General features: G+C 74.1%; 31 protein-coding genes. 12 read left to right on the top strand and 19 right to left on the bottom strand.

Annotated features, from left to right (window positions below; genetic code table 11):
• Positions 1-104 precede the first annotated feature (104 nt).
• Complete coding sequence (locus M3673_RS10755) at positions 105-689, top strand: TMEM165/GDT1 family protein (RefSeq protein WP_193661139.1); 585 nt, start codon at positions 105-107, stop codon at positions 687-689.
• 154 nt (positions 690-843) lie between these two features.
• The gene (locus M3673_RS10750) at positions 844-1890 is read left to right on the top strand and encodes a hypothetical protein (RefSeq protein WP_251533582.1); all 1047 of its coding nucleotides are present in this window, start codon (positions 844-846) and stop codon (positions 1888-1890) included.
• Positions 1891-1964: 74 nt separating this feature from the next.
• On the opposite strand, the gene M3673_RS10745 is transcribed toward M3673_RS10750, so the two are convergent.
• Positions 1965-3551: an MXAN_6640 family putative metalloprotease gene (locus tag M3673_RS10745; RefSeq protein ID WP_193661137.1), complete on the bottom strand. Its 1587-nt coding sequence runs from the start codon at positions 3549-3551 to the stop codon at positions 1965-1967.
• Positions 3552-3635: 84 nt separating this feature from the next.
• Positions 3636-4085, bottom strand: a complete 450-nt coding sequence (locus tag M3673_RS10740) for an adenylyltransferase/cytidyltransferase family protein (protein ID WP_193661136.1) — start codon at positions 4083-4085, stop codon at positions 3636-3638.
• 48 nt (positions 4086-4133) lie between these two features.
• Here M3673_RS10740 and M3673_RS10735 point away from each other — a divergent pair, with 48 nt between their 5' ends.
• Together M3673_RS10735 and M3673_RS10730 are read left to right on the top strand one after the other, a co-directional pair.
• Positions 4134-5444, top strand: coding sequence for a DUF445 domain-containing protein (locus M3673_RS10735; protein WP_082503047.1), 1311 nt, complete (start codon positions 4134-4136; stop codon positions 5442-5444).
• A gap of 49 nt (positions 5445-5493) precedes the next feature.
• The gene (locus M3673_RS10730; protein ID WP_056864077.1) at positions 5494-5742 is read left to right on the top strand and encodes an RNA-binding S4 domain-containing protein; all 249 of its coding nucleotides are present in this window, start codon (positions 5494-5496) and stop codon (positions 5740-5742) included.
• Between the two features lie 58 nt (positions 5743-5800).
• On the opposite strand, the gene M3673_RS10725 is transcribed toward M3673_RS10730, so the two are convergent.
• Together M3673_RS10725 and M3673_RS10720 are read right to left on the bottom strand one after the other, a co-directional pair.
• Positions 5801-6964 carry a lactate 2-monooxygenase gene (locus M3673_RS10725; RefSeq protein ID WP_251533580.1) on the bottom strand — a complete coding sequence of 388 codons (1164 nt, stop codon included), beginning with the start codon at positions 6962-6964 and terminating at the stop codon, positions 5801-5803.
• A 22-nt stretch (positions 6965-6986) separates the two neighbouring features.
• A complete protein-coding gene (locus tag M3673_RS10720; protein WP_056864078.1) occupies positions 6987-7355 on the bottom strand; it encodes an FKBP-type peptidyl-prolyl cis-trans isomerase in 369 nt (122 codons plus the stop codon).
• Between the two features lie 205 nt (positions 7356-7560).
• Here M3673_RS10720 and lepB point away from each other — a divergent pair, with 205 nt between their 5' ends.
• Positions 7561-8352, top strand: coding sequence for a signal peptidase I (gene lepB, locus M3673_RS10715; protein WP_251533578.1), 792 nt, complete (start codon positions 7561-7563; stop codon positions 8350-8352).
• 38 nt (positions 8353-8390) lie between these two features.
• On the opposite strand, the gene M3673_RS10710 is transcribed toward lepB, so the two are convergent.
• The 5 genes from M3673_RS10710 to M3673_RS10690 all read right to left on the bottom strand — a co-directional run bounded on the left by M3673_RS10710 (position 8391) and on the right by M3673_RS10690 (position 12825).
• On the bottom strand, positions 8391-8822 hold the full coding sequence (locus M3673_RS10710; RefSeq protein ID WP_193661133.1) for a CBS domain-containing protein: 432 nt from the start codon (positions 8820-8822) through the stop codon (positions 8391-8393).
• A 73-nt stretch (positions 8823-8895) separates the two neighbouring features.
• On the bottom strand, positions 8896-9822 hold the full coding sequence (gene hisN / locus M3673_RS10705) for a histidinol-phosphatase (RefSeq protein ID WP_251533576.1): 927 nt from the start codon (positions 9820-9822) through the stop codon (positions 8896-8898).
• A gap of 78 nt (positions 9823-9900) precedes the next feature.
• Positions 9901-10911, bottom strand: coding sequence for a ribosome small subunit-dependent GTPase A (gene rsgA, locus M3673_RS10700; RefSeq protein ID WP_056903822.1), 1011 nt, complete (start codon positions 10909-10911; stop codon positions 9901-9903).
• Positions 10912-10927: 16 nt separating this feature from the next.
• Positions 10928-12244 carry a 3-phosphoshikimate 1-carboxyvinyltransferase gene (gene aroA, locus M3673_RS10695; protein WP_374108197.1) on the bottom strand — a complete coding sequence of 439 codons (1317 nt, stop codon included), beginning with the start codon at positions 12242-12244 and terminating at the stop codon, positions 10928-10930.
• A gap of 38 nt (positions 12245-12282) precedes the next feature.
• Positions 12283-12825 (bottom strand): DoxX family membrane protein, encoded by a 543-nt coding sequence (locus M3673_RS10690; RefSeq protein ID WP_193661131.1) that lies wholly within the window; start codon positions 12823-12825, stop codon positions 12283-12285.
• Between the two features lie 74 nt (positions 12826-12899).
• Between M3673_RS10690 and M3673_RS10685 the strand changes: the two genes are divergently transcribed.
• The 4 genes from M3673_RS10685 (at position 12900) to rsrA (ending at position 15423) form a co-directional block, all read left to right on the top strand.
• Positions 12900-13673, top strand: coding sequence for an SOS response-associated peptidase (locus M3673_RS10685; RefSeq protein ID WP_251533569.1), 774 nt, complete (start codon positions 12900-12902; stop codon positions 13671-13673).
• A gap of 7 nt (positions 13674-13680) precedes the next feature.
• Entirely contained in the window at positions 13681-14316 is a 636-nt protein-coding gene (locus M3673_RS10680; RefSeq protein ID WP_251533568.1) for an alpha/beta family hydrolase, read from the top strand.
• 172 nt (positions 14317-14488) lie between these two features.
• Positions 14489-15130: a sigma-70 family RNA polymerase sigma factor gene (locus M3673_RS10675; protein WP_251533566.1), complete on the top strand. Its 642-nt coding sequence runs from the start codon at positions 14489-14491 to the stop codon at positions 15128-15130.
• Positions 15127-15423: a mycothiol system anti-sigma-R factor gene (rsrA, locus tag M3673_RS10670; protein WP_056864086.1), complete on the top strand. Its 297-nt coding sequence runs from the start codon at positions 15127-15129 to the stop codon at positions 15421-15423. Before M3673_RS10675 ends, rsrA begins: the two co-directional genes overlap by 4 nt.
• Positions 15424-15460: 37 nt before the next feature.
• Here the strand turns inward: rsrA and M3673_RS10665 are convergent, their stop codons facing one another.
• The 6 genes from M3673_RS10665 to M3673_RS10645 form a co-directional block, all read right to left on the bottom strand.
• A complete protein-coding gene (locus M3673_RS10665; protein ID WP_251533564.1) occupies positions 15461-16879 on the bottom strand; it encodes an amidase family protein in 1419 nt (472 codons plus the stop codon).
• Between the two features lie 77 nt (positions 16880-16956).
• Positions 16957-17031: a 50S ribosomal protein bL37 gene (locus tag M3673_RS19815; protein WP_369759046.1), complete on the bottom strand. Its 75-nt coding sequence runs from the start codon at positions 17029-17031 to the stop codon at positions 16957-16959.
• A gap of 90 nt (positions 17032-17121) precedes the next feature.
• Positions 17122-17508, bottom strand: coding sequence for a thioesterase family protein (locus M3673_RS10660; protein ID WP_251533562.1), 387 nt, complete (start codon positions 17506-17508; stop codon positions 17122-17124).
• Positions 17508-18023 (bottom strand): GNAT family N-acetyltransferase, encoded by a 516-nt coding sequence (locus M3673_RS10655; RefSeq protein WP_251533560.1) that lies wholly within the window; start codon positions 18021-18023, stop codon positions 17508-17510. The genes M3673_RS10660 and M3673_RS10655 overlap by 1 nt, the downstream gene beginning before the upstream one ends.
• Positions 18024-19727 (bottom strand): acetolactate synthase, encoded by a 1704-nt coding sequence (locus M3673_RS10650; RefSeq protein WP_251533558.1) that lies wholly within the window; start codon positions 19725-19727, stop codon positions 18024-18026.
• Positions 19728-19759: 32 nt separating this feature from the next.
• Positions 19760-20602, bottom strand: coding sequence for a DUF2785 domain-containing protein (locus M3673_RS10645; RefSeq protein WP_056864090.1), 843 nt, complete (start codon positions 20600-20602; stop codon positions 19760-19762).
• Between the two features lie 210 nt (positions 20603-20812).
• On the opposite strand from M3673_RS10645, the gene M3673_RS10640 reads away from it, so the two are divergent.
• Positions 20813-22339, top strand: a complete 1527-nt coding sequence (locus M3673_RS10640) for a PAS domain-containing sensor histidine kinase (RefSeq protein WP_251533556.1) — start codon at positions 20813-20815, stop codon at positions 22337-22339.
• Between the two features lie 36 nt (positions 22340-22375).
• On the opposite strand, the gene M3673_RS10635 is transcribed toward M3673_RS10640, so the two are convergent.
• Positions 22376-22627: a WhiB family transcriptional regulator gene (locus M3673_RS10635; protein WP_027863177.1), complete on the bottom strand. Its 252-nt coding sequence runs from the start codon at positions 22625-22627 to the stop codon at positions 22376-22378.
• Positions 22628-22838: 211 nt separating this feature from the next.
• Here M3673_RS10635 and M3673_RS10630 point away from each other — a divergent pair, with 211 nt between their 5' ends.
• The gene (locus M3673_RS10630; RefSeq protein WP_056864092.1) at positions 22839-23222 is read left to right on the top strand and encodes a hypothetical protein; all 384 of its coding nucleotides are present in this window, start codon (positions 22839-22841) and stop codon (positions 23220-23222) included.
• Between the two features lie 37 nt (positions 23223-23259).
• Here M3673_RS10630 and M3673_RS10625 read toward each other — a convergent pair whose 3' ends face one another.
• The 3 genes from M3673_RS10625 to sodN all read right to left on the bottom strand — a co-directional run bounded on the left by M3673_RS10625 (position 23260) and on the right by sodN (position 25140).
• Positions 23260-24096 (bottom strand): RNA polymerase sigma factor SigF, encoded by an 837-nt coding sequence (locus M3673_RS10625; protein WP_056903830.1) that lies wholly within the window; start codon positions 24094-24096, stop codon positions 23260-23262.
• Between the two features lies 1 nt (position 24097).
• Positions 24098-24517, bottom strand: a complete 420-nt coding sequence (locus M3673_RS10620) for an anti-sigma factor (RefSeq protein ID WP_056864094.1) — start codon at positions 24515-24517, stop codon at positions 24098-24100.
• Positions 24518-24738: 221 nt separating this feature from the next.
• Positions 24739-25140: a superoxide dismutase, Ni gene (sodN, locus tag M3673_RS10615; protein WP_056864095.1), complete on the bottom strand. Its 402-nt coding sequence runs from the start codon at positions 25138-25140 to the stop codon at positions 24739-24741.
• Positions 25141-25303: 163 nt separating this feature from the next.
• Between sodN and M3673_RS10610 the strand changes: the two genes are divergently transcribed.
• Positions 25304-25636 carry a S24 family peptidase gene (locus M3673_RS10610; RefSeq protein ID WP_374108196.1) on the top strand — a complete coding sequence of 111 codons (333 nt, stop codon included), beginning with the start codon at positions 25304-25306 and terminating at the stop codon, positions 25634-25636.
• Positions 25637-25828 lie beyond the last annotated feature (192 nt).

The following is a 25828-nucleotide window of genomic DNA, read 5'->3' as shown; positions in this document are numbered from 1 at the left end:
GGACGAGACTTTCGACCAGTGCCACGACCCGTCAACCGGTCGCGCCTGGTCGAAGGCGCGTCCGGCTCCCTGGCGCTTCCTCGGCCCGGCGCGGAGAGGAACCCATGGAAGCCTTCCTGATCAGCACCGCCGTCATCTTCGTCGCCGAGCTCGGCGACAAGTCCCAGCTGATGGCGATGACCTTCGCCGCGCGCTACCGCGCGCGCGACGTCCTCATCGGCATCACCGTCGCCACGGCCATCGTCCACCTGGCGTCGGTGGGCATCGGCTACTTCATCGGCGACGCCTTCGCCGAGTACCAGGACACCATCGCCATCGTCGCCGGTGTGGCCTTCCTCGGCTTCGCGCTGTGGACGCTGCGCGGCGACGAGCTCACCGAGGAGGAGGCCGACAAGGCGCGCAAGAGCCAGGGCGCGGCGATCCTCGCGGTGGGCGTGGCGTTCTTCCTCGCCGAGCTCGGCGACAAGACCATGCTGGCCACCATCACCCTGGCCACGCGCGAGGGCTGGTTCGGCACCTGGATCGGCAGCACGCTGGGCATGGTGGCGGCCGACGCGCTGGCCATCGTGGTCGGCGCCATGCTCGGCAAGAAGCTGCCGGAGAAGGCGATCACCTACGGCGCCGCCGCGGCCTTCGCCGTCTTCGGGTTCCTGCTGATCGCCGAGGGGGCCGGTCTCGTCGGCGCCTGATCGCGACCGGCTGCCGGTCCGTGCCGCGCAGCGGTCCGGACCACCCGGCGCCACCTGTGCGAAAACGCCACGGACGCGGCCCCGCGTCCACTAGCGTCGTCCTGTCCCTCGGGGGGTGGGGCAACGCGTCATCACCGTCGATGAGGAGAGCCCGGTGTCACCACGTCTACGCGCCGCGATCGCGCGTCGCAGGCTCGACCTGCACCTGGGCTACGGCGCGCTCGCGCTGGGAGCCCTGGCCTTCGTGTGCGTGCTGGTGACCTCGCTGGTCATCACGCAGGTCGCGCCCACCCTGGTCGCCCCGACCGCCGCCGGGCCCGAGCAGGAGGTCATCGGCGCCGAGGTGCTGCGGCCCCTCGACGCCCCGGTCACGCCGTCGGCCCCGGTCGGGGACGACGACACCCCGCGCGAGCCCGCGCGGGGCGACCGCTCCGGTGCCCCGTCCGCGGGCGCGGGGGGCTCCGACCTGAACGCCCCCGAGTCCGAGGCGGGGTCCGAGGCAGGGTCGGTCACCGGGTCCGCCACCGGATCCGATGTCGGGACCGGAGTGACGGGCGCCGGCGCCGAGCCGGCCGCCCCCGCGACCGACCAGCCCGCCGACGACGGCACCGACCCGGTCCGGTCCCCGCAGCAGGCGATCGGGGCGGAGGCCGGCACCGGAGCCCAGCCCGCCCAGCCCGCCCAGCCCGCCCAGCCCGACGGCGGCCAGCCCGTGCCGGGCAGCGGCAACGGCAACGGCCCGTCCACCTCGCCGGGTGACAACGGCAACGGCAACGGTCCGTCGGCCTCGCCGGGTGACAACGGCAACGGCAACGGCAACGGCAACGGGGGGAGCAGCCCCGGCAAGGGCCACGGCGTCGTGTCGGTGATCGTCGACCCCGTGGTCGAGGTGATCGTCGACGAGGTCGACGACGTGGACGGCGACGACGGGCTCGACCCGGTCGTCGACCCGGTGCTCGGCGGGCTGCCCGACGTCGTCGACGAGGTCACCGACGTGGTGGACGCCCTCGAGCCCGACCCGGCTCCTGTCGAGGCCGACCCGGAGCCGGCCCCCGAGACGGAGCCGGCCGCCGAGCCCGAGACCGCTCCCCAGCCCGAGACCGCCCCGGAGACCGAGAACACCCCCGAGACCGACGACGCACCCGCGCCGGGGTCCGACGACGCGCTCCAGCCCGACGCCGCGGTGCTCGGTCGCTCCTGACCCGGCACCCCGGCCCGCACGCACGCACGAAGGCCCCCTCCCGAGGGAGGGGGCCTTCGCACGTCGCGGGTCGGTCAGCGGGACTTCTTGTAGACCTTCACGCTCACGCGGAACTTCTTGCCCTCGTCGCGCGGGGTGCCGCCGCAGGAGTAGATGCTGCCGCCGCCGCAGTCGGCGAAGCGGGTGGAGGCGTTGACGGTGGAGACCACGGCCTCGCGCACCTTCCTCGCGGAGAACGGGAGGACCACGCTGCCGCGACCGTCACGGTTGAGCCGGATCGCCTTCTCCACCCAGGCGCCACGGGTGTTCTTGACCGTCAGGTAGGCGGCCGGTGAGGTCCTGCCCGCAGGGCCGTCGACGGTGATCTTCGCGCGCCACCGGCCCGACTCCAGCGAGCCGCCCGGCACCGCCGCGAAGTTGCGCGCCGCGAGGTGGTTGAGGGTCGCCACGCCGGAGGCGGTGCGCTGGTCCTCGGTGAGCTTCCAGGTCTTGCCGATCTTCGCCGAGGGCCAGCTCCCGCCCTCGGGATAGAAGCGCCCGGGGGCGACGTTGGCGCCGACGTAGCGGTTGTAGACGGCGCGGAAGCCGCCCCGGCTGCCCAGGACCCGGGTCAGCGCCTTGGTGGAGTAGGTGCGGCCCGCGCCCTTGAACTGGCCGGCGCCGTTCCACACCTTGCGCACGATGCCGGCGCCGTAGCGGACGGTGAGGTACTCCCACCAGGTCCAGTTGCCGTACTGCTGGAAGTTGGAGACGCCCGAGACGTCCATCGAGTAGCCGGGGCGCTGCACCTGGCTGGCGACGAGGTAGCTGCGGTTGTCGTTGACGTCGTCGGCGAAGCGCTCCTCGATCCACGTCGCGGTCGACTCCTTGAACCAGCGGTCGTCGAGGTAGTCGTAGCCGAACTGGATGGCGTGGAAGAACTCGTGGGCGGCCGTGACCCGCAGGCTGTCGCGCGGGGGCGCGGAGAACTGGTCGCGCGAGAAGTCGTTGTCGAGCACGCAGAAGCCGGTGGCCAGGCGCGGCTTGCCCTTGCGGACGTACTCCGGGGCGCAGTAGCCGTAGAGGCCCTGGCTGCCGACGTCGGCGAGGTAGACGTCGAACTTGCCGTTGCCGCCGTTGTTGCGGCCCTTCACGAAGCCGTCGCTGACGGGCTTGCGGTAGCCGAGCTTGCCGACCTCGAAGCGCCACACCTTGTTGAGCAGGGCCAGGTTGCGGTTGACCCAGGTCATGCCGGGCGGGGCGTCGGCGGTGGTCGGCACCCAGTGCAGGCAGAAGTTGCCGGCGCACTTCTTCTTCGACCGCACGGTGTAGCCGTCTCCGTAGACGTCGCCCGCGCCGTCGGTGGGGCGGGCGAGCAGGGCCTCGGCGGCGGTGCGCTCAGGGCCCCGGAGGTGGTCGAGGCGGGCGAAGAGGTCGGTCAGCGCGAGGGTCGCGTCGACGCGTCGGACGCCGTCGGAGGGGGCGGCGTCGCCGGTGACCAGGTCGCTGGCGGTGGCGAGCGCGGCTCGGGCCTTCACAGCGGTCGCGTCGCGGTCGGCGGAGGCCACGCCCGCCGTGGCGGCGCGGGGCGCCGTCACGGTGGGGGTGGTGGCCGAGACGGCGGGCGCGGCGGTGAGGGCCGTGCTCAGCGCCACCACGGCGGCGGCGAGGGTACGGCGCATGGGGGAGTCCTCATCAGGTCGGGGAACGGGCCCGGTCAGCCTGCCCCGTGTCGAGCGCTGGGCAAACCCGACGCGCTGGTCGCCTCAGGAGGTGCCGGAGATCTTCTCGATCAGTGCGGTCGTGGAGATCGCCGGGGTACGGGGGAGGTAGACGACCTCGCAGACGTCGCGGAACTCGTCGAAGCGTCCGGCCCAGTCGTCGCCCATCACCAGCACGTCGGCGCCGAAGCGCACGATGTAGTCGCGCTTGAGCTCGAGGCTCTCCTCGAGGAAGACCTCGTCGACCGGCTTGAGGGCGGCCACGATGGCCAGCCGCTCGCCCTCGCTGAAGACCGGCTCGCGACCCTTCTTGCGCAGGTTCAGCGCGTCGGCGGAGACGCCGACCACGAGCCGGTCCCCGAGACCCGCGGCCCGCTCGATGACCCGCAGGTGGCCGACGTGGAAGACGTCGAAGGTGCCGAAGGTGATCACCGTGCGCGGGCGCTCGTCGTGCGGGGCCACGGTGCTGGTGGCGGTCTCGTGGTGCGCGGGCATGGGCGGCAGTCTCGCACCCGGCGGGGGTAGGTGAGAATCGTGTGCGAGATGACGACACCGACGAGCACCGCCACGTCCGAGGCCACCGGCTCCGGCCCCTCCGGCCTGCCCCTACCCGCCGTCGACCCCGGCGCCGACGCACTGCGCCGCCAGGGCCTGCGCCGGATGCGGGTGGTGGCCGGCTCCCTGCTGGCCTTCGCGGCCGTGGTCTACGTCCTCACGCTGGGCCAGGACGGCTTCTGGGGCTTCGTCAACGCCGGCGCCGAGGCCTCGATGGTCGGCGCCATCGCCGACTGGTTCGCGGTGACCGCGCTCTTCCGTCACCCCCTCGGCCTGCCGATCCCGCACACCGCCCTCGTGCCGCGACGCAAGGACGAGCTCGGCAAGGGCCTCGAGGAGTTCGTGGGGGAGAACTTCCTGCAGGAGTCCATCGTGCGCGAGCGGATCGGCGCCGCCGAGGTCTCGGCGCGCGTGGGGCGGTGGCTCTCCGACCCCGACCACGCCCGGTCGGTGGTCGACGAGGTCTCCGAGGTCGTCGCGACCGGTCTGGCGAAGGTCAAGGACGAGCACGTGCGCGCCGTGGTCCAGGACGCGCTCGTGCCCCGCTTCCACGAGGAGCCGATCTCGCCGTTGCTGGGCAAGCTGCTGGAGGAGGTCATGCGCGACGACCTCCACCACGGCGTCGTCGACCTGGTCCTCGACGAGCTCCACGGCTGGCTGCTGGAGAACCCCGAGACCGTCTCGCAGGTGCTGGAGGAGCGAGCGCCCTGGTGGGCCCCGCCCAGCATCAACGAGAAGATCACCGGGCGCATCCACCTCGAGCTGGTGCGCTGGGTCGCGGACATCCGCGACGACTCCGAGCACCGGGCCCGTCGGGCCCTCGACTCGATGCTGGTCCAGCTGGCCCACGACCTCCTCGACGACCCCGAGACCCAGGAGCGCACCGAGCGGCTCAAGGACCGCCTGCTCGACCAGCCGCAGGTCGTCGCGACGGCCGTGTCGCTGTGGGACGCCCTGCGTCGGGTGCTCACCGCGTCGCTCCAGGACCCCCAGGGGGCGGTGCGCGAGCGACTGCTGGCCGAGGTGGCCCGCTTCGCCCGGCGCCTGGGCGAGGAGCCCGACCTGCGCGCCTCGCTCGACTCGACGATCGCCGATGCCGTCGTGTTCGCCGTCGACCGCTACGGCGACGAGGTGACCACCATCATCTCCAGCACCATCGCGCGCTGGGACGGCAAGGAGGCCGCCGACCGCATCGAGCTGCACGTGGGGCGCGACCTGCAGTTCATCCGGATCAACGGCACGGTCGTCGGCGGGCTCGTCGGCGTGCTGATCCACGCCGTGAGTGTGCTGATCGGCTGACCCGCGGGGCCCGGGCGGTCCGGGCGGCGGCGGGTGGTTGACTGGCGTCGTGCCCGAGCCCGTCGACGTCCCCATCCGTGACCAGGTGATCCGGCTCGGTCAGTTCCTGAAGCTGGCCGACCTGATCGACAGCGGGGCCGAGGCCAAGGAGGTCGTCGCGGCCGGCGACGTGCGCGTCAACGGCGAGGTCGACACGCGTCGCGGGCGCCAGCTCGTGGCCGGAGACGTGGTGGAGCTGCGCGGCCGGGCCGCGCGCGTCGCCGACGGGGGCGCCTTCGACGACGGCCTGCCCTGGTAGGACCCGGGCAGGACCCTGGTGGGACGGGAGGAGCGCGGCCCTCGCCACGCGCCCCGGGTCAGGCCCGCACGACGCAGTGCGGTCCGAGGTCGGCCAGGGACGACCACCCCGCTCCGGCCAGGGTGAGGTCGAGCTCGGCCAGCAGGGAGCGCAGCACGTGCTCCACCCCGGCCTGCCCGCCGAGGGCGAGGCCGTAGAGGTAGGGCCGCCCCAGCAGCACGGCCTCCGCGCCCAGCGCGAGGGCCTTGAGCACGTCGGGCCCCGAGCGCACCCCGGAGTCGAAGAGCACGCACAGGTCCGACCCCACGGCCTCGGCGATGGCGCGCAGCACGTCGAGGGAGGCCACCGCCCCGTCGACCTGGCGTCCGCCGTGGTTGGACACCACGATGCCGTCCATGCCGTGGTCGTGGGCCAGCCGCGCGTCGTCGACGTGCTGGATGCCCTTGAGCACGATCGGGCCGGCCCACCGCTCGCGCAGCCAGGCCAGCCGGTCCCACGACAGGCCGGGGTGGGGGAAGACCGAGGCGAAGGCCAGGCCCGCGGCGCCGGGGTCCTCGGACGCCGGCCGCTCGAGGCGGCGGGTGAAGACCGGGTCGCTGGTGTAGTTGGCGATGCCCTCGCCGGCCAGGAACGGCAGGTAGCCGCGGTCGAGGTCGGCGGGCCGCCACCCCAGCAGGGTGGTGTCGACGGTGACGACCAGGTGGGTGTACCCGCCGCGGTGCGCCCGGTCGAGGAAGCTCTCGCACAGCTCGGGGTCGGAGGGCCAGTAGAGCTGGTACCACCGGCTCCCGTCGCCGGAGGCCCCGGCGGCCTCCTCCAGGGAGTGGCTGGCCTGCGTGGAGTGCACGTAGGTGAGCCCCAGGGCGGTCGCCGCCCGTGCGCTCGCCAGCTCGCCGTCGGGGTGGGCGAGGGTCTGCACCCCCACCGGGCCGAGCAGCACCGGTGCGGCCATCGACGTGCCCAGCACGGTGGTGGCGAGGTCGCGCCGGGCGTGGTCGCGCAGCATCCGCGGCACGATCCGCCACCGCTCGAAGGCGGCCACGTTGGCGCGGGCGGTGGAGCCGCCGCCCGCGCTGGGCACGACGTAGCCCAGCGCGGCCGGCTCCAGCACCTCGGCGGCCCGCGCCTCCAGCCCCGCGAGGTCGGTGGTGATCGCGGGGGTCTGGCCCAGGAACATGCCCTGGGCGTAGATCGCGGTCTGGTGGTCGCCGAAGTGCGTCACGGTCGCCGGTGGCGCGGGGTCGTCAGGAGACCGCGAGCAGGTCGACGACGAAGATCAGCGTCTCGCCCGGCTTGATGACCCCGCCGGCGCCCCGGTCGCCGTACCCGAGGTGCGGCGGGATGACGAGCTTGCGCCGACCGCCCACCTTCATGCCCTGCACGCCGGTGTCCCAGCCGGAGATGACCTGGCCGATGCCGAGGCGGAAGCGCAGCGGCTCGCCGCGGTTGTAGGAGGCGTCGAACTCCTCACCGGTGGAGTGGGCCACGCCGACGTAGTGCACGGAGACGGTCTGGCCGGCGGCGGCCTCCTCGCCGTCGCCCACCGTGAGGTCGGTGATCTCGAGGTCCTTCGGCGGCTCGAAGTCGGGGAAGTCGATCTCGGGCTTGTCCATGGTGCTCGGTGTCCTCTCGGTGACCTGGTGGCCGGCCCGGTCGGACCGACCGTGGGAGCCTAGCCACCGCGTGTCCCGACCGCGTGCACCGACCGCGCCAGGGGTGCGGGGGACCGTAGGGACACCGGGGTAGGGTCGCGGCGCGCAGGCAGCAGCCGCGCGGCACCGGAAGGACCCCGCGACGCGGGACCGAGAGGGGTGGGCCGTGGCCCAGCACGACGAGCACGGCGCGAGCGACGGCGCCGACGCCCCCGACGGCGGCGACGCCCCCGGGCCGGCCCGCCGTCCCCGGCGCCTGCCCGTGTGGCAGGAGTCCATCCTGCTGCTCGTCATGGCCCTCGCCCTGGCGCTGGTCGTCAAGACCTTCTTCGTGCAGGCCTTCTACATCCCCTCGGGCTCCATGGAGCCCGGGCTCGTGCTCAACGACCGCATCCTCGTGCAGAAGGTGTCCTACTGGGGTGGCGGGGACCCCGAGCGCGGCGACGTGGTCGTCTTCGAGGACCCGGGCGACTGGCTCGGCCCGCAGGAGGACGTCGGACCCGGCAACACCCTGACCTCCGTCATGAGCCGCATCGGTCTCTACCCCACCGGCGGCCACCTGGTGAAGCGCGTCATCGGCGTGGCCGGCGACGTCATCGTGTGCTGCGACGACGACGGCCGCCTCACGATCAACGGCGTGCCGCTCGACTCCTCCGACTTCACCCGCAACCGCGCCGACTGCGACGGGCCCATGGTCAACCAGTGCCGCTCCGACTGGGAGGTGGGACCGGTCCCGGAGGGCAGCGTCTTCGTGATGGGCGACCACCGTGACGACTCCGCCGACTCCAGCTTCCACATCTGCCGCAACCCCGACACCGGCTGCGAGGAGGGCGACGAGTACGTCCCCACCGACCTGGTCGTCGGCAAGGTGCTCGCACGGGTCTGGCCCGCCGACCGGTTCTCGGTGCTGCACCGGCCCGAGGCCTTCGACGCCCTCGACCAGGCCCTCCAGGACTGATCCCGGCGTCGCCGCGCCCCGGCCGGCGCGGGTCCGGGTCAGGCCTGGTGGACGTAGCTGTCGAGCTGGTCGCGCTCGAACTGCAGCTGGCCGATCTTGTGCTTCACGGCGTCGCCGATGCTGACGACGCCCACGAGGCGGCCCTCCGCGACGACGGGGACGTGCCGGATCCGGCGCTCGGTCATGGTCGTCATGAGCGCGTCGAGGTCGTCCTCGGGGGTGCAGGTCTCCACCACGGCGGTCATGATCGCGCCGACGGTGTTGTCCACGACCGTGCCGTCGGAGTGCAGGTGGCGCACGACGTCGCGCTCGCTGACGATGCCGTCGAGCGCGGTGCCGTCGGAGCTGACCACGACGGCTCCGATGTTGTGCTCGGCGAGCAGGGCGAGCAGGGTGCGCACCCCGGCGTCGGGCGCGACGGTGACCACGGGGGCGGGGGCCTTGGCGGCCAGGATCTCGGCGACGTGCATGCGCTCTCCTCGGGTCGGCGTGAGTCGACTCTACGAGTGACGCAGGTCACCTGACCAGGGTCGACGGTCGGGCCTACTGGTCGTAGACCGGGCCGTCGTCGGCCACGCGGGCGCGTCGGACCCGCAGGTCGGAGACCGACCCCGGCCCCGAGCGGGGCCAGTCGGGGTCCTCGGTGCCCTCGGGGTCGTCGCGCAGCGAGGCCAGGAACGACAGCGCCGGCTCGTGCAGGTGTCCGTTGGAGGCCAGGGCGTTGCCCCCGAAGGGGCCGTCGGTGCCGTCGAGGGCGGTGAAGCGGCCGCCGGCCTCGCGCACGATCACGTCGAGGGCGGCCATGTCGTAGACCTCGAGCTCGGGCTCGGCGGCCAGGTCCACGGCGCCCTCGGCGAGCAGCATGTAAGACCAGAAGTCGCCGTAGGCCCGGGTGCGCCAGCAGCGGCGGGTCAGCGCGAGCATGTCGTCGAGGCGGCCGCGCTCCTCCCAGCCCGAGAGCGAGGAGTAGGACAGCGAGGCGTCCTCGAGCCGGCGCACGTCGGAGACCTGGCAACGGGTGGCCTTGAGCAGGCTCCGACCGGTCCACGCGCCGTTGCCGCTGGAGGCCCACCAGCGTCGCTGCAGCATCGGCGCCGAGACCACCCCGAGCACCACCTCGTCGTCGACGACCAGCGAGATCAGGGTGGCCCACACCGGCACGCCGCGCACGAAGTTCTTGGTGCCGTCGATGGGGTCGATGATCCACCGGCGCTGGCTGTGACCGGTGGAGCCCTGCTCCTCGCCGGTGATGGCGTCGCGGGAGCGGACCTTCGACAGGGTGCGCCGGATGCTCTCCTCGACGGCCTGGTCGGCGTCGGTGACCGGGGTGAGGTCGGGCTTGCTCATCACGTGCAGGTCGAGCGCCTTGAAGCGGTCGGTGGTCAGCGAGTCGGCGTCGTCGGCGAGCACGTGGGCCAGGCGCAGGTCGTCGGTGTAGTCGCGGTGCGCGGTGTCAGAGGAGGTGGCCACGGGGGACAGGCTACGGTCCGGCGGCGCGCGCGGGTGCCGCGACCACGCCACCGGGCCCCGGCGAGGGGCGCGGCGCGCTCACCAGTCGTGGTGGCTGCGGGCCGCCAGCAGCCGGCGGAACGACTCCACGCGCTCGACGTCGGCCTGCCCGGCGGCCACCGCCTCGTCGAGCCCGCACTCCGGCTCCTCGGTGCCGTGGGTGCAGCCCCGGGGACAGTCCTCGGTCATCTCGTCGAGGTCGGGGAAGGCCTCGATGAGGTGCTCGGGCTCGACGTGGGCCAGGCCGAAGGAGCGGATGCCGGGGGTGTCGATGATCCACCCGCGGTCGTCGGGGTCGCCGGGGTCCGACGGCGGGAGCGCGAGCATGTACGCCGAGGTCGAGGTGTGCCGCCCGCGGCCGGTGACGGCGTTGACGTGGCTGACCGCGCGCCCGGCGTCGGGCACGAGCGCGTTGACCAGGGTCGACTTGCCCACGCCGCTGTGGCCGACCAGCACGCTGGTGCGCCCGGCGAGGCGCTCGCGCAGCACGCCGACGTCGCCGCCCCGCTGCGTGACGACCCACGGCACGCCGAGGGCGCGGTAGGTGGACAGGAAGGCCTCGGGGTCGGCCAGGTCGGCCTTGGTCAGGCACAGCAGGGGAGCCATGCCGGCGTCGTAGGCCGCGACGAGGGCGCGGTCGACCAGGCCGGTGCGCGGCTCGGGGTCGGCCAGCGCCACCACGACCACGAGCTGCTCGGCGTTGCTGACGATCACCCGCTCCACCGGGTCGTCGTCGTCGGCGGTGCGGCGCAGGGTGGTGAGCCGCTCGGTCACCTCCACGATGCGGGCCAGGCTGCCGTCGTCGCCCGAGGTGTCGCCCACGACCCGCACGCGGTCCCCGACGACCACCCCCTTGCGCCCGAGCGGGCGGGCCTTCATGGCCATCACCCGGTGCTCGTCGACGAGGAGGGTGAAGCGACCCCGGTCGACGGTGACGACCCGTCCGTCGACGGCGTCGTCGTAGGAGGGCCGCTCCTTGGTGCGGGGGCGGGTGCGGCGCCGTGGGCGCTCGTAGTGCTCGTGGTCGTGCTCGGAGTAGCGCCCGCTCACGCCGCGGCCCCCCGGGTCACCGGAAGAGGTCCGACCAGAAGCCGGCGAAGTCGGGGAAGGTCTTGCCGGTGGTGGCGACGTCCTCGACCAGCACACCGGGCACGGCCGCCCCCACGATCACCGCGGCGTGGGCCATGCGGTGGTCGGCGTAGGTGTGGAACGTGCCGCCGTGCAGCGGCGCCGGGCGGAGCGACAGCCCGTCGGCGTGCTCGCTCACGTCGGCGCCCAACGCCGTCAGCTCGGTCGCCAGGGCCGTGATCCGGTCGGTCTCGTGGTGGCGGATGTGGGCGATCCCGCGCAGGTGGGACGGGGTCGTGGCCAGCGCGCAGAGGGCGGCGACCGCCGGGGCGAGCTCGCCGACGTCGTGCAGGTCGTGGTCGATGCCCAGCAGCGCCGTGGGACCGGTCACGCGCAGGCCCGCACCGCCCAGCTCGACCTCGCAGCCCATCAGGGCCAGGATCTCGCGCAGCGCGTCGCCGGCCTGGGTGGTGCGGCGGGGCCAGTCGCGCACCGTCACCGTTCCGCCGGTGACGGCGGCGAGGGCCAGGAAGGGCGCGGCGTTGGACAGGTCGGGCTCGACCGTCCGGTCGACCGGGGCCACCGGTCCGGGCGCGACGCGCCAGCGGTCGGGCTCGCTGTCGTCGACCTCCACGCCGTGCTCGCGCACCATCGCGACGGTCATCTCGATGTGGGGCAGCGACGGCACCGGCTCCCCGTCGTGGCGCACGTCGACGCCGCGCTCGTAGCGCGCCCCGGCGAGCAGCAGTGCGCTGACGAACTGCGAGGACGAGGAGGCGTCGAGGAGCACCGTGCCGCCGCTCACGGCGCCGGTGCCGTGCACGGCGAAGGGCAGCGCCCCGCGCCCGCCGTCGTCGACGTCGGCGCCGAGGGCGCGCAGCGAGTCGAGCACCCCGCCGACCGGGCGGGTGCGCATGTGGGGGTCGCCGTCGAAGGTGACCGTGCCGTCGGCGAGAGCGGCCACCGGGGGCACGAAGCGCATGACCGTGCCGGCCAGGCCGCAGTCGACGTGGGCCGGGCCGCGCAGGTCGCCGGGCGTCACGGTCCAGTCCTCGCCGGTGGTGTCGACCGTGGCGCCGAGGCCGGTCAGGGCCGCCGCCATGAGCGTCGTGTCGCGCGAGCGCAGGGCGCGGCGCACGACCGACGGTCCGTCGGCGATCGCGGCCAGCAGCAGGGCGCGGTTGGTGATCGACTTGCTGCCCGGGAGCGACACGACCGCCTCCACCGGGCCGGTCGCGCGCGGGGCGGGCCACAGGTCGGTGGGGCGGTCGGGTGCGGTGCGGTCGTCGGCGGCCTCGTCGGGGGTGGTCCTCACCCGCGTGAGACTACCGAGACCCGGTGTCGCTGCCTCGGTCAGGAGACCTTCGCCTTGGCCACGCGGGCCTCCTGGCGCGCCGCGGTCGCGATCAGCTTGGCCTGGTGCTTGGCCTCGCGGCGGGTGTCCTTGGCGACGCGGCGCGCGCGGTAGGCCACGCCGGGCTGGCCGTCGGTGTCGCCGGCGGCGATGATGAGGCCGCCGATGAGCGAGAGGTTCTTGAAGAACTGCAGCGTGTGGGTCTGCTTGGCGGCCGGGTCGGTCTCCGACCAGAAGGGGTGGCCGGCGATGGTGGTCGGCACCAGGGAGGCCACGAGGACGCCGGCGCCCAGGCGGGGGGCGCGACCGGTGGCCAGGGCGAGCGCGGCGCCGATCTGCACGCCGGCGTTGAGCCTGACCAGGGTCGCGGTGTCGGTGGGGATGGGAGCGCCGGGCACGGCCTTGCGCACGGCGGGCACGACGCGGTCGGTCACGCGGGCCGCTTTGGGGGCCAGGGCGGAGGAGTTGCGCAGCGCGGTCTGGGCGCCGTAGACGACACCGGCGGCGAGGAGGGGACGGGCGATCAGTCGGCTCAGGCTCATGGGCCCTTCCTACCGCACCGTCGCCGCCGACGTCCTCACCCCGAGGGTGGCGGGGAGTGCCTACAGTGAGCCCCATGTGCGGCAGGTACGCGTCGAGTCGACGCCCCGAGGACCTGGTCGACGAGTTCGAGGTCGCCGACGCCCTGCTGGCCGCGCCCCTCGACCCCGACTGGAACGTCGCCCCCACCAAGGAGGTCTACGCCGTGCTCGAGCGCCCGGCGAAGGAGGACCGCCCGCAGGTGCGCCAGCTGCGTGCGCTGCGCTGGGGGCTGGTGCCGTCGTGGGCCAAGGACCCCGCCATCGGAGGCCGCATGATCAACGCGCGCATGGAGACGGTGGCCGAGAAGCCCGCCTTCCGCCGCGCCTTCGCCGCCCGCCGCTGCCTGCTGCCCGCCGACGGCTACTACGAGTGGTACGCCACCCGTGCGACGTCACCCGGGGGGAAGGCGCGCAAGCAGCCCTTCTTCATCCGCCCCCGTGACGGCTCGGTGCTCGCCATGGCGGGTCTCTACGAGATCTGGCGCGACCCCGACCGGGCCGACGACGACCCCGAGCGCTTCCGCTGGACCTGCACCGTGCTGACCACCGCGGCCGAGGACGCCCTGGGCCACATCCACGACCGGATGCCCCTGATGGTGCCGCGCGAGCGACGCGACGCCTGGCTCGACCCCTCCGGTGACGGTGCGGGTGACCCGCGCGAGCTGCTCGTGCCGGCCGCCCCGGGCGAGCTCGAGGCGGTCGCCGTCTCGACCCTGGTGTCCAACGTGCGCAACAACGGCCCCGAGCTGGTGCGACCGCTGCCCCTCGAGGACGTGCCCGACGACCTGCGCGAGCAGGACGGCCGGTGACGCGTCGGTGACGAGGACCGAGCGGCGGATCGCCACCCCGCACGGCGAGGCGAGGCTGGTCACCGACCGCGCCCCCAAGCCCCGCGCGACCCTGCTGCTCAGCCACGGCGCGGGCGCGGGCATCGACACCTGGGACCTCGAGCTGCTGGCCGACCGGCTGCCGCGACGAGGCTTCACCGTCGTGCGGCTCGAGCAGCCCTGGAAGGTCGCGGGCCGCCGGATCGCCACGCCGCCCCCGACGCTCGACGAGGGGCTGGCCGCGGGAGCCGACGCCCTGCGCGGACGCGTGCCCCTGCTCATCGGCGGCCGCTCGGCCGGGGCGCGCTCGGCGGCACGCTGCGCCCGGGGCCTGGGCGCGGTGGGGGTGCTGGCGCTGTCGTTCCCGCTGCACCCGCCCGGTCGCCCCGAGCGCTCGCGCCTGCCGGAGCTGCGCGGGGCCCGGCTGCCGCTGCTGGTGGTGCAGGGCGAGCGCGACCCGATGGGCCGCCCCGAGGAGCTGCCCCCCGACGTCGAGACCGTCGTCGTGCCCGGTGGCGACCACGGACTGAAGGTGCCGGCCCGCGCCGCCCTCGGCCAGGAGGAGGCGGGCGAGCTGGTCGTCGACGAGGTCGTGGCCTGGCTGGGCAGGGTCGTCGGGGGCTGAGCCTCCCCGCGACCGCCGCGAGGCGGCCCCGCGGGTGGAACCGAGCGTCGGCACGGGGAATGGGCGGCAGGGGCGGGGCGTTCCACCAGACGTGATCGCACTTCTGGAACCTCCCGCCACGCGGCCGTCCCGCGACCCGCGGCCCACCGCCGAGGGCCTAGTCTGGGACGCGATGACCGACACCTTCGAGAGCCCGGCCGACGCGCCGGTCGACCTCGCCACCGAGACCGAGACCGAGCGTTCCGCTCGCTTCGAGCGCGACGCCCTGCCCTTCCTCGACCAGCTCTACTCGGCCGCGATGCGCATGACGCGCAACCCCGCCGACGCCGAGGACCTGGTGCAGGAGACCTTCGCCAAGGCCTACTCCTCCTTCCACCAGTTCAAGCCCGGCACCAACCTCAAGGCCTGGCTCTACCGCATCCTCACCAACACCTTCATCAACACCTACCGCAAGAAGCAGCGCCAGCCGCAGCAGTCGATGTCGGAGGACGTCGAGGACTGGCAGCTGGCCCGCGCGGAGTCGCACAGTTCCACCGGCCTGAAGTCGGCCGAGACCGAGGCGCTGGAGCACCTGCCCGACTCGCAGGTCAAGGACGCCCTGCAGCGCCTGCCCGAGGAGTTCCGCCTCGCGGTCTACCTCGCCGACGTGGAGGGCTTCGCCTACAAGGAGATCGCCGAGATCATGGAGACGCCGATCGGCACCGTGATGTCGCGACTGCACCGCGGCCGTCGCCAGCTGCGCGACATGCTCACCGACTACGCCCGCTCGCGCGACCTCACCGCGGCGGCCCGCCTCGAGGGGGAGAAGCCATGACGCAGGAGCACGCCGGGCACGACCACGCCGGCCCCGAGGAGGTGTCGGCCAGCGACTGCGCCGACTACCTCGAGCAGATCGTCTACTTCATCGACAACGAGCTCGACGCCGCCGACTGCGCCGCCGTGCAGGTGCACCTCGACACGTGCAACCCGTGCCTGGAGAAGTACGACCTCCAGCGCACCGTCAAGCAGATCGTGGCCCGCTCCTGCTCGGAGTCGGCGCCCGACGAGCTGCGCCAGCGCGTGATGCTGCGCGTGCGCGAGGTCCAGCTGCGACTCAGCGAGTCCTGAGCCGCCCGCTCCGACGCCCCGAGGGCCGTCGTCGGGCTCACACCCAGGGCGCGTACGCCGGCTCCGGCAGCGGACCGCTCGTGCGGTCGCGCGCGGCCTCGTAGCCCGCGCCCACCTCCAGCAGCGTCCGCTCGCTGCCGGCGGTGCCCCAGAAGGACACCGCCACGGGCAGGCCGGCCGCCAGCTCGGTCGGCACGGTGAGCAGCGGGTAGCCCGCGATCGCCGTCGGCCCGCTGCACGAACCGGGGAAGACCTCGGGGTTGACCAGGTCGATCGGCCCGGCCGGGGCGTAGGACGGCGTCACCAGCGCATCGAGGCGGTGCTTGCCCAGCACGTGGTCGATGCCGTCGGTGCGGGTCGCCAGCAGGTTGCGCCCCCGGGCGGCGCGGTGCTCCGCGCCGCCGACCTGCGGCGCCTCGAGCGCCCGCTCGAGCAGCGACTGCCCGAAGTGCGCCAGCTCCGTGCCGGCGTGGGCGGTGTTGAACGCCACGAGCTCGGCCAGGCTGCGGGGCACGTCGCCCTCCCGGGTGGCGAGGTAGGCCTCGACGCCGTGCCGGAACTCCGCGAGCAGCACGAGCAGCTCGTCGGCGCCCACCTGCTCGCTGCGGGCGTCGAGCTCGCTCAGGTCGGTGCCGTCGACGATCTCCGCGCCCTCCGCGGCCAGCAGCGCCACCGCGCGCTCCGCGGCGGCGTCGGCGTGGGGGGAGTAGCCCCAGTAGGTCGCGCGCGGCACGCCGATCCGCTTGCCGGCGAGCCGGCCCGGCACCGCGTGGGCGGCGTGCGGGTCGCGCGTGGTCGCGCTGAGCACGTCGAGCAGGGCCGCGGCCTGGGCCACCGTGCGGGTCAGGGGGCCGGGGGAGTCCTGGGAGGCGGCGATCGGCACCACCCCGCGCGTGGGCACCGCACCGACGGTGGGCTTGAGGCCGACGCAGCCGTTGAAGGCCGCCGGGCAGGTGATCGACCCGTCGGTCTCGGTGCCGACGGCGAAGTCGGCCAGGCCGGCCGCCACGGCCGCCCCGCTGCCGGAGCTCGACCCGCCGGCCGACCGGTTGAGGGCGTGGGGGTTGCGCGTCAGGCCGCCGTACGCGCTCCAGCCGGAGGTCGACGACTCGTCGCGGAAGTTGGCCCACTCCGAGAGGTTGTTCTTGCCGAGCACGACCATGCCGGCGGAGCGCAGCCGCTCGACCAGGTCGGCGTCGCGGCGCGGCGGTGGCGCGTCGGCGAGCGCCAGCGAGCCGGCCGTGGTGGGCAGGTCGTGGGTGTCGACGTTGTCCTTCACCAGCACCGCCTGCCCGTGTAGGGGCCCGCGCGAGCGGCCCTCGGCGGCCTCGGCGTCGAGGCGGGCCGCCTGTGCGAGGGCCTCGGGGTGGGGGGTGCAGACGGCGCGGACGAGGTGGTCGACCTCGGCGGCGTGCGCGAGCAGGCGCTCGACGCCGGCCTGGGAGGAGTGGTCCATGCCGCGATCCTGCCGGACCCCGAGAAGCAACGAACCCCCGGCCGGAGGCTCGGGGGTCCAGTGCACGGTGCCTGCGCTCAGGCGTTGGGGCGCTTGCCGTGGTTCGCGCCCTTCTTCTTGCGAGCGCGGCGCTTGCGGCCGGTCTTGCCCATGGTGTTCTCCTCGTCGAATCGGTGGCGACCCGTCGAAGGGCCAGGAGGCAGTCTCTCAAATCGTGCGGCGCCGGGGAAATCGGGTCCGGGTCACAGCCTGGACAGGAAGCGCTCCGGGTCGACCACGACCCGCGTCACCTCGCCCGAGGCGAGGACCTTGCCGACGGGCTCGCCGTCGGGACCCAGGTGACGCGCCGAGACGGCGAGGCGGTGCAGTCGCCCGTCGGCGTAGGCCGAGGTCGCGCTGACCCGCACCCGGCGACCCACCGCCGAGGCGGCCAGGTGCTCCAGCGACACCCGGGTCCCGACGCTGGTCGACCCGGGCGCGAGCGCCGGCTCCAGGGCCGCGCACGTGGCGGCCTCGCACCACGCCAGCAGGCGGGGCGTGGCGAGCACCGGCAGCGAGCCCGACCCCAGCGAGGCGGCGGTGTCGTCCTCGCCGACGGTGAAGTCGAGCTCGGCGTGCAGGGTGGTCATCAGGGCTCCAGTCGGTAGGCGATGAGGTCGACCTCGGGCAGCGGGCGCCAGTCGCGCCCGGGGTCGCGCACGAAGCCCAGGGTCTCGTAGAGCCGGTGCGCGGTCGTCATCGCGGTGAGGCTGGAGATGACCACGGCCCCTGCGCCGAGCTCGCGGGCCCGGTCGACGGCGTGACGCACCAGCGCCCGCCCGACCCCGCTGCCGCGGGCCGCGGGGTCCACGGCCAGCATCCGGAACTCCCCCTCGCCGTCGCGGGCCACCTCGCGCCACGGTGAGCCGGGCGGGCACACGGTGACCGACCCCAGCACGCGCCCGGCCGGGCCGACCGCCACCCAGAGCTCGGCCTCACGGTGCCGCGGGCCGGCGTCGCCCAGCCGCGCGACGTAGGGGTCGTCGGGACCCCGCGTGAAGGGGGCGTACGCCGCGAGCGTCACCTCGCCGACGGCCGGCAGGTCCTCGTCGCGGGCCCGCCGCAGCGTCCAGTGCGGCCCGGGCCCGGCCGCGTGGCCGGCCACTCAGATGCCGAAGGTCGCGCGCGGGTAGGCCGCGTCGACGTCGGTGATCACGTTGACCAGGTAGGGCACGCCGGAGGCGAAGGCCCGGTCGAGCGCCGCTCCGATCTGACGCGGGTCGGTGACCCGCTCACCGGCGCCGCCGAGGGCGCGCACGACCTCGTCGTACCTGGTCTGCGGGGCGAGGTCGGCGGCCACGTCGTAGCCGTAGAGCATCTGCATCGGGCCCTTCTCCAGCCCCCACGCGGAGTTGTTGCCCATGACCATCACGACCGGCAGCCCGTGGCGCACCAGGGTGTCGACGTCCATCAGCGAGAAGCCGGCCGCGCCGTCGCCGAGCAGCAGCACGACCTGGGCCGAGGGCCGGGCGATCCGTGCCGCGATCGCGGCGCCCAGCCCGGCGCCCAGGCAGCCGTAGGGCCCGGGGTCGAGCCACCCGCCGGGGCGCTGCGGCTCGACGAACTTGCCGGCGAAGCTCACGAAGTCGCCGCCGTCGCCGATCACGACGGCGTCGTCGGCCAGACGCGGCACGAGCTCGCCGTAGACGCGGGCGGGGTGGATGGGGTCGGCCTCGGCGCCGAGGAGGGCCCGGTCGCGCTCCGTAGCGCCGCGCACGGTGTCCTGCAGCCCGCCCACCCAGGCGCTGCGGTCGGGGCGGTCGTGGCGCTCGAGCGCCGCGAGCAGCCCGTCGAGCACCGAGGTCAGGTCGCCCGAGACCGACGCGGCGAGGTCGGCGTGGGTGGAGACCTGCCCGGCGGAGTCGGCGACGTGCACGACCCGGGCCGGGGTGGCGCCGTCCTTGCCGCCGAAGACGCCGTAGCCGAGACGGAAGTCCAGCGGGGTGCCCACGACGACCACGAGGTCGGCGCCGCCGAGCGCGGCGCCGCGGGCCTTGGTCACCAGCAGCGGGTGCCCCCCGGGCACGAGCCCGCGGCCCATGCCGTTGGTGATGGCGGGCAGGCCCGCCTCCTCGACCAGCCGCAGGGCCGCCACCTCGGCACGGTCGGCCCACACGTCGGTGCCGAGCACGAGCACGGGGCGCTCGCTGGCGGCCAGCAGCGCCGCGATCCGGTCGATCGCGTCGGTGTCGGGGGCCTCGCCCCGGCCCGCACCGACCGTGGGCAGGGAGCCCGACGCGGAGGCGAAGAACTCGTCCATCGGCACGTCGACGAAGACCGGGCCGCGGTGGCTGGACCCCGCCGCGCTGAAGGCCTCGTGCATGCCGCCGAGCACGTCGCCCGCGGTGGGCAGGGTGCGCGCCAGCTTCGAGACCGACGCGACGATCGGCGGCTGGTCCAGCTCCTGGAGGCTGCCGCTGCCCCACCGGTTCTGCGGGGCCCGGCCACCGACGACCACCATGGGGGAGCCGGCGAACTGCGCCTGGGCGATGGCGCTCACGCCGTTGGTGACGCCGGGCCCCGCCGTCAGCACCGCCAGGCCGGGCACCCGGGTGAGCTTGCCCGTGGCCTCGGCCGCGAAGGCCGCGGTCTGCTCGTGGCGCACGTCGAGCAGGCGCATCGGCGGGTCGGCCTTCACGGCCCCGTCGTACATGGGGAAGACGTGCGCGCCCGAGAGCGTGAACATCGTCTCGACGCCGTGGGCTCGGGCCACCGCCACGGCGAGCTGGCCGGCGTGGCCCTCGAGGTGGCCCTCCGGGTGCGCGTCGGGGCTCGCGGGCTGCTGCGGGTCGGGTGTGGTCTGCGTCATGCCCGCAGGTTACCCACGGGTCACCCGGGGCGTCAGTCGCGCAGGAAGTGCGGGTTGCTGGCCCGCAGCGCCTCGACGACCACCAGCAGCAGGTCGGAGCGGACCGCCGGCGGGCGCGGGCCCAGCGCGAGCTGGAGGTAGAGCGCGCGGAGGAAGGCCTCGGCGTTGCCGCCGCGCAGGAAGGGGTCCTGCTCGCCGTGCACGGCGCGCTCGCCGGCGGCCGACGCGAGGCGGTTGATCCAGGGCTCGAGGATGCTCAGCGGCACGACGTCGCGGCGCAGTACGCACAGGGTGGTGTGGGCCAGCCGGTCCTCCTCGCCGTGCGCGAAGAGCGCGTCGACGGGCATGAGCACCCGGTCGGCCACGACGTCGAGCACGACGGTCAGCTCGGCCTTGCCGATGTGGGGGGACGCGGCGAGCGCCCCGAGGGCGTCGGCGCCGTGGGCCACCGCGTGGGCCCATCCCTTGCCCGGCACGAATCCGCGCAGGTCGCGCTCGCGCAGCAGCCAGGTCGCGATCCGGTCGCCCCAGTCGAGCACCTTGCCGCCGGAGACCAGTGGTCGCTCGTTGTCGCGGGCGATGCACTCGGCGAGCACCAGCACCGAGAAGCTGCGGCGGAAGACCGAGTCGGTGCCGACCTCGCCGAGCCCGGTGGTCAGCCCGGCGGCCATGCCGTCGCCGAGACCGGCCAGGAGGTCGTCGTAGACGCCCCGCTCGACCCAGGTCGCCAGCGTCGGGTAGGCCGTGCCGTCGCGGGTCTCGGGGTCGGTGTCGCCGAGCATGCGGGTGAGCTCCGCGGTCAGGTCGTCGAGGGGGCGGTCCGACGGCACCGCGAGGCCGTCGGCGTGCACCTGTCTCCAATACGCGCCCGACATGGCCGTCATCCTGCCAAACTCCCCGGGGTCCGCGCACGGTCGGGGGAGGACCCGACCGGTCGGTCCGGCGGGCCCGCGGGGAGGGGTGGGCCCGGTGGGCTCCCGGTGCGGGCCAGGTGTGCACGGGCTCACGGCGCGACCGCGTGCCCGCCCGTCGGACGTCGGGGCCGACGGTGCGCCCACCCCTGCCGCTCGCCGTAGGCTCGGCGGGTGCCGTCGATGAGCGAGCTGGTCCGGAGCCACACCGACCTGGGACCCGACGACGTCGCGTGGCTCCAGCTGCTCCAGGCCGACTGGCAGATCATCGCCGACCTGTCCTTCGCCGACCTCGTGCTGTGGCTGCCCGACCGCGAGGGCAGCGGGTTCTGGGCGGTGGGGCAGATGCGGCCCACCACCGGCCCGACGTCCTACGTCGACGACGTCGTGGGCACCTTCGTGCCCCGCGGGCGACGCCCCCTCCTCGACGCGGCGTACGCCGAGCAGCGCCTGGTGCGCGAGGGCGACCCGGAGTGGCGCGACGACGTGCCGGTGCGGGTGGAGAGCATCCCGGTGCGTCGCGAGGGCCGCGTGATCGCGGTGGTCACGCGCAACACCAACCTGCTCGGCGTGCGCACCCCCAGCCGCCTGGAGCTCTCCTACCTGCAGACCGCGGCCGACCTGACCCAGATGATCGCGGGCGGCTGGTTCCCCGCGCAGGGCCAGCGCAGCGACCACGCCGACTCACCGCGCGTGGGCGACGGCTTCCTGCGCGTCGACGCCCAGGGCCACGTCGTCTACGCCAGCCCCAACGCGCTGTCGGTCTTCCGCCGTCTCGGTCTCTCCGGCGACCTGGCCGGGCTCGCGCTGCCCGACCTGGTGCGCGAGCTGGTGCCGTCGCGGCGCCGTCCCGACGAGGAGACCCTCAGCGCGGTGATGGGCGGCCGCACGCACCGCGACACCGAGTTCGGCACCGACGAGGTCACGCTGATCGCACGTGCCATCCCGCTGCGGCCCCAGGGCACCCGGATCGGTGCCCTCGTGCTCGTGCGCGACGTCAGCGACCTGCGCCGGCGCGACCGCGAGCTGGTGACCAAGGACGCCACGATCCGCGAGATCCACCACCGCGTGAAGAACAACCTGCAGACCGTGGCCGCCCTGCTGCGCCTCCAGGGCCGCCGCATCGGCTCGCAGGACGCCAAGGCCGCGCTGGAGGAGGCCGTGCGGCGGGTCGGGACCATCGCGATCGTCCACGAGACGCTCAGCCAGGCCGTGGAGGAGACGGTGCTCTTCGACGAGATCGCCGACCGGCTCTGCGCCATGGTGACCGACGTCAGCGCGGTCGGCAGCAGGGTGAGGGTGCGGCGCGCGGGCAGCTTCGGCGAGCTGACCTCGGAGTCGGCGACCGCACTGGCCATGGTGCTGACCGAGCTGTTGCAGAACGCGGTGGAGCACGGCTACGAGGTGCCCGACGAGCACCCCGCCGGGCTGCGCTCGACCGAGGAGATCCTCGCCGGCGGGCTGCTGGGAGAGGTCAGCGTGGGGGTGCACCGTGCTGCGGGCCGGCTCCACCTGGTCGTGGACGACGACGGCCGTGGCCTGCCCGACGGCTTCGACCTGGAGGGATCGACCAACCTGGGTCTCTCCATCGTGCGCACGCTCGTGGAGTCGGAGCTCGGTGGTCGGCTCGAGATGGGGCCGGTGCCCTCGAACCACGGCACCCGTGCCGTGGTCGACGTCCCCCTCGACCCGCTGACCTGACCGGCCCTGTGGCGGTGCGGTGGGCCAGGCGCTGGGTCAGGCGGTGCGGACGCGGGCCCGGGCGTTGCGGCGCTTCAGCGCACGACGCTCGTCCTCGCTCAGACCGCCCCACACGCCGTGGTCCTGGCCGGCCTCGAGGGCCCAGGCGAGGCACTGCTCGCGCACGTCGCAGCGTCGGCAGACCTGCTTGGCCTCCTCGATCTGCAGGATGGCCGGGCCGGTGTTGCCGATCGGGAAGAACAGCTCCGGATCCTCGTCGAGACATGCTGAACGGTGACGCCAGTCCATGGCTGGGCGATCCCTCTTTTCCTCAAGCGAAATGTGCAGGCCAGGGGCAACGCAAGCCTGCGGCGGCGCCAGGTGCGATGGCACCACGAAGTGGACTCGGCCACGAGCGCTCAGAACACACTGACAACTTTTGGACCGTTAAACAAGCCAAATCGCTGGTCTCCTGCGTCACAGGCGTCCCGTGTGGAGGAGGCGCACTAACCTCGGCGTCGTGACCCGATCCGAGAACCCGCCGCCGCTGGTCGTCGCGGCCTCCCTCGCCGCGGTCGAGGGGCTGGTCCTGCTGCTCCTCGCCGGCGCCCAGCTCGCCGACCTCTCCGAGGGGCGCACCACGATGGGATGGACCGTGGCGGCGTTCTTCGCGCTCTTCGGCGTGGCCGTCATCGCCTGCGCCTGGGCGGTGACGCGGGGGCAGGCCTGGACGCGGGGTCCGATCCTGCTGACCCAGCTGATCGCCCTCGGGCTGGCCTGGAGCTTCCGGGGCACCCAGCTGATCGCGCTGGGCCTGGTCGTCGTGGCCGCCGTCGTGCTGGCCGGCATGCTGCACCCCGCGAGCCTCGAGGCCCTCGCCGACGACCCGATGCGCGAGGACTGAGCGGCCCCGGGGCAGCGCCGGGGGGCGCGGAGAGGGCTCAGTCCTGCTCCTGCAGCGAGCGCCGCAGGTGCTCCAGGGTGCGGTTGAGGAGCCGGGAGACGTGCATCTGCGAGACGCCGATCTCCTCGGCGATCTGCGACTGGGTCATGTTGCGGAAGAAGCGCAGCAGCAGGATCTTCTTCTCGCGCGCGTCGAGCTGGTCGAGCAGCGGCTTGATCGACTCGCGGATCTCGACGTGCTCGAGGCCCGCGTCCTCGATGCCGATGGCGTCGAGCATCGTGGCGGCCCCGTCGTCGGAGTCGTCACTGGCGTCGAGGGAGAGGGTGGAGTAGGCGTTGCTGGACTCGATGCCCTCCACGATCTCCTCCACCGTGCACCCGATGCACTCGGCGAGCTCGCGGGCCGTGGGGGAGCGGCCGAGGGTCTGGGTCAGCTCGGCGGTCGCGGAGCCGATCTGCATGCGCAGCTCCTGGAGCCGCCGCGGCACCCGGATCGCCCAGCCCTTGTCGCGGAAGTAGCGCTTGATCTCGCCGATGATCGTCGGCGTGGCGTAGGTCGAGAACTCCACGCCCCGGTCGGAGTCGAAGCGGTCGATGGACTTGATGAGCCCGATCGTGCCCACCTGCACCAGGTCCTCGAAGGGCTCGCCGCGGTTGCGGAAGCGGCGTGCGCAGTGCTCGACGAGCGGCAGGTGCAGGTGCACCAGGGCGTCCCGCGCGCTCTCGCGACCGGCCTCGCTGCCCTGCTGGTCGTGGAAGGCCAGGAACAGCTCGGCGCTGCGCCGGCGGGTGAGCTCGACGCCCGCGCGCCGGGCGTCGGTCGCCTCGCTCGCCGCGCTGGGGGCGGGGTCGTCGTCCGGGAGGGGGTGGTCCATCTCAGAGGCCGGCTCCCAGGTGCGTGGAGCGCAGCGTGAGCGCGACGGCGAGCTCGCCCTCGGCGATCCGCACCCCGACCTCGGAGGCCAGCGTGTCGAGCACCTGCCAGGCGAAGCTGTCGCGGTCGGGCTCACCGGCGTCGGCGGCGCCCACGGACACCGACACCGTCAGCTCGGCGGGGCGCAGGTAGAAGCGTCCGACCAGGTCGGCCCCGGCGTCGGCCTCGGGCAGCACCAGCGCGCACGCCTCGCCCACCGCGATGCGCAGGTCCTCGATGTCGTCGATGGTGAAGTCGAGGCGCGCGGCCAGCGACGCCGTCGTCGTACGGAGCACCGACACGTAGGCGCCGTCCGCGGGCAGCCGCAGCTCGACGTCGGAGCGGTCACGGATCGGGTCGATCGTCGGACCGGGCTGGGACATGGGGCCGTCCTTCGTGGCAGGTGCGGAGGAAGTGGTCGAACTCTAGGTGACGCGGTGGCTCCCCGGGTGGGAGGCCGTCCGGTGCTCGGCTGGTGCTCGGCTGCGCCCCATGTGTGCCGCCTGGAACGCCAGCGAGGCCGGTCCCGGGGGTCTACCCCGGGACCGGCCTCGACAAACGGTCGGCGGCGCCCGCCGCGGCGGCGGCGCGCCGGCTGCGTCGCTCAAGCCTTCTTGGTCTCCCAGAAGATCTCGGCGATCTCGTCGATCTTGGCCAGCAGCTGGTCGGCCACGTCGGCGTCGAGGGCGCCCTTGGCGCCGGAGGCGCCGGCGAGCTTGGTGGCCTCGTTGACCAGGACGTGCAGCTGCGGGTACTTCTCGAAGTGCGGGGGCTTGAAGTAGTCGGTCCACAGCACCCACAGGTGGTGCTTGACCAGCTCGGCGCGCTGCTCCTTGATCAGGATGGCGCGGGTGCGGAAGTCGGGGTCGTCGTTGTCGGCGACCTTGGCGATGATGCCCTTGATCGACTCGGCCTCGATGCGGGCCTGCGCGGGGTCGTAGACGCCGCAGGGCAGGTCGCAGTGGGCGGAGACCTCGACGGTGGGTGCGAACAGTCGCGCGAACATGCGGTTCCTCTCGTGGTCCTTCAGGGGTCTGCTGAGCTCGGCTGCGACACTACTCCGCGTGTCGCGTCCTGCACGAGGTGTCTCCCCCTCGAGCCACCCCATCGGGTGGCTCGCTCGTGCCCGCGGCGGGTTGCCCGGCCCGGGTCGCCCCGGGTGGGCCCTGGTGCGCGGGGCGTCGATGGCGCCCACGCTGCGCGGGGGCGACCGGCTGCTGGTGCTGCACGGCGCGCGGGTCGTGCCGGGGCGGGTGGTGGTCGCCCGGCTGCCCGACGGCACGCTGGCGGTCAAGCGCGCCGTGGAGCGGCGTACGACGGCCGGTGGCTCGCCCGGCTGGTGGCTGCTCAGCGACGACCCGTCGGTGGGCGTCGACTCCCGGCACCGCGGGCCCGTCGCCGAGGACCAGGTGCTGGCCGTGGCGCTGTGCCGCGTCTGGCCGCGTCCCTGCCTGCTCAGGGCGGGCGCAGGGCCCGACGCCGCTGCCTCGCGGGCGCTGTGACGTAGAGCATTGCGGACGCCGGCGTCCTGTATCCGTGCGCTGTGCCAGACTGGCGGGACAGCCCTCCGGGCGTCACGGCTCCGCGGCAACCCCTCGCGTCGAGCAGTGGTCCCGGGCACGATCCGGCCCATCCGACTCGTCCTGGAAAGTCCTGTGATGACTGCTTCTCCCACGTCTCCTGCCACCACCGCC

It is taken from the genome of Nocardioides sp. P86 (assembly GCF_023712465.1).
In the GTDB taxonomy this organism is placed as follows: Bacteria; Actinomycetota; Actinomycetes; order Propionibacteriales; family Nocardioidaceae; genus Nocardioides; species Nocardioides kribbensis.
This window is presented reverse-complemented; position numbering and strand designations above follow the sequence as displayed.

Coding starts and splice junctions, on each gene's coding strand:
- sodN (WP_056864095.1), bottom strand. CDS start 25,140: ATGTTCGCGCGACTGTTCGCACCCACCGTCGAGGTCTCCGCCCACTGC.
- M3673_RS10745 (WP_193661137.1), bottom strand. CDS start 3,551: ATGCGCCGTACCCTCGCCGCCGCCGTGGTGGCGCTGAGCACGGCCCTC.
- M3673_RS10740 (WP_193661136.1), bottom strand. CDS start 4,085: ATGCCCGCGCACCACGAGACCGCCACCAGCACCGTGGCCCCGCACGAC.
- M3673_RS10710 (WP_193661133.1), bottom strand. CDS start 8,822: ATGCACGTCGCCGAGATCCTGGCCGCCAAGGCCCCCGCCCCCGTGGTC.
- M3673_RS10690 (WP_193661131.1), bottom strand. CDS start 12,825: ATGAGCCTGAGCCGACTGATCGCCCGTCCCCTCCTCGCCGCCGGTGTC.
- M3673_RS10685 (WP_251533569.1), top strand. CDS start 12,900: ATGTGCGGCAGGTACGCGTCGAGTCGACGCCCCGAGGACCTGGTCGAC.
- M3673_RS10645 (WP_056864090.1), bottom strand. CDS start 20,602: ATGTCGGGCGCGTATTGGAGACAGGTGCACGCCGACGGCCTCGCGGTG.
- M3673_RS10660 (WP_251533562.1), bottom strand. CDS start 17,508: ATGACCACCCTGCACGCCGAGCTCGACTTCACCGTCGGCGAGGACGAC.
- M3673_RS10755 (WP_193661139.1), top strand. CDS start 105: ATGGAAGCCTTCCTGATCAGCACCGCCGTCATCTTCGTCGCCGAGCTC.
- M3673_RS10650 (WP_251533558.1), bottom strand. CDS start 19,727: ATGACGCAGACCACACCCGACCCGCAGCAGCCCGCGAGCCCCGACGCG.
- rsrA (WP_056864086.1), top strand. CDS start 15,127: ATGACGCAGGAGCACGCCGGGCACGACCACGCCGGCCCCGAGGAGGTG.
- M3673_RS10720 (WP_056864078.1), bottom strand. CDS start 7,355: ATGGACAAGCCCGAGATCGACTTCCCCGACTTCGAGCCGCCGAAGGAC.
- M3673_RS10620 (WP_056864094.1), bottom strand. CDS start 24,517: ATGTCCCAGCCCGGTCCGACGATCGACCCGATCCGTGACCGCTCCGAC.
- M3673_RS10635 (WP_027863177.1), bottom strand. CDS start 22,627: ATGGACTGGCGTCACCGTTCAGCATGTCTCGACGAGGATCCGGAGCTG.
- M3673_RS10665 (WP_251533564.1), bottom strand. CDS start 16,879: ATGGACCACTCCTCCCAGGCCGGCGTCGAGCGCCTGCTCGCGCACGCC.
- M3673_RS10735 (WP_082503047.1), top strand. CDS start 4,134: ATGACGACACCGACGAGCACCGCCACGTCCGAGGCCACCGGCTCCGGC.
- M3673_RS10625 (WP_056903830.1), bottom strand. CDS start 24,096: ATGGACCACCCCCTCCCGGACGACGACCCCGCCCCCAGCGCGGCGAGC.
- M3673_RS10675 (WP_251533566.1), top strand. CDS start 14,489: ATGACCGACACCTTCGAGAGCCCGGCCGACGCGCCGGTCGACCTCGCC.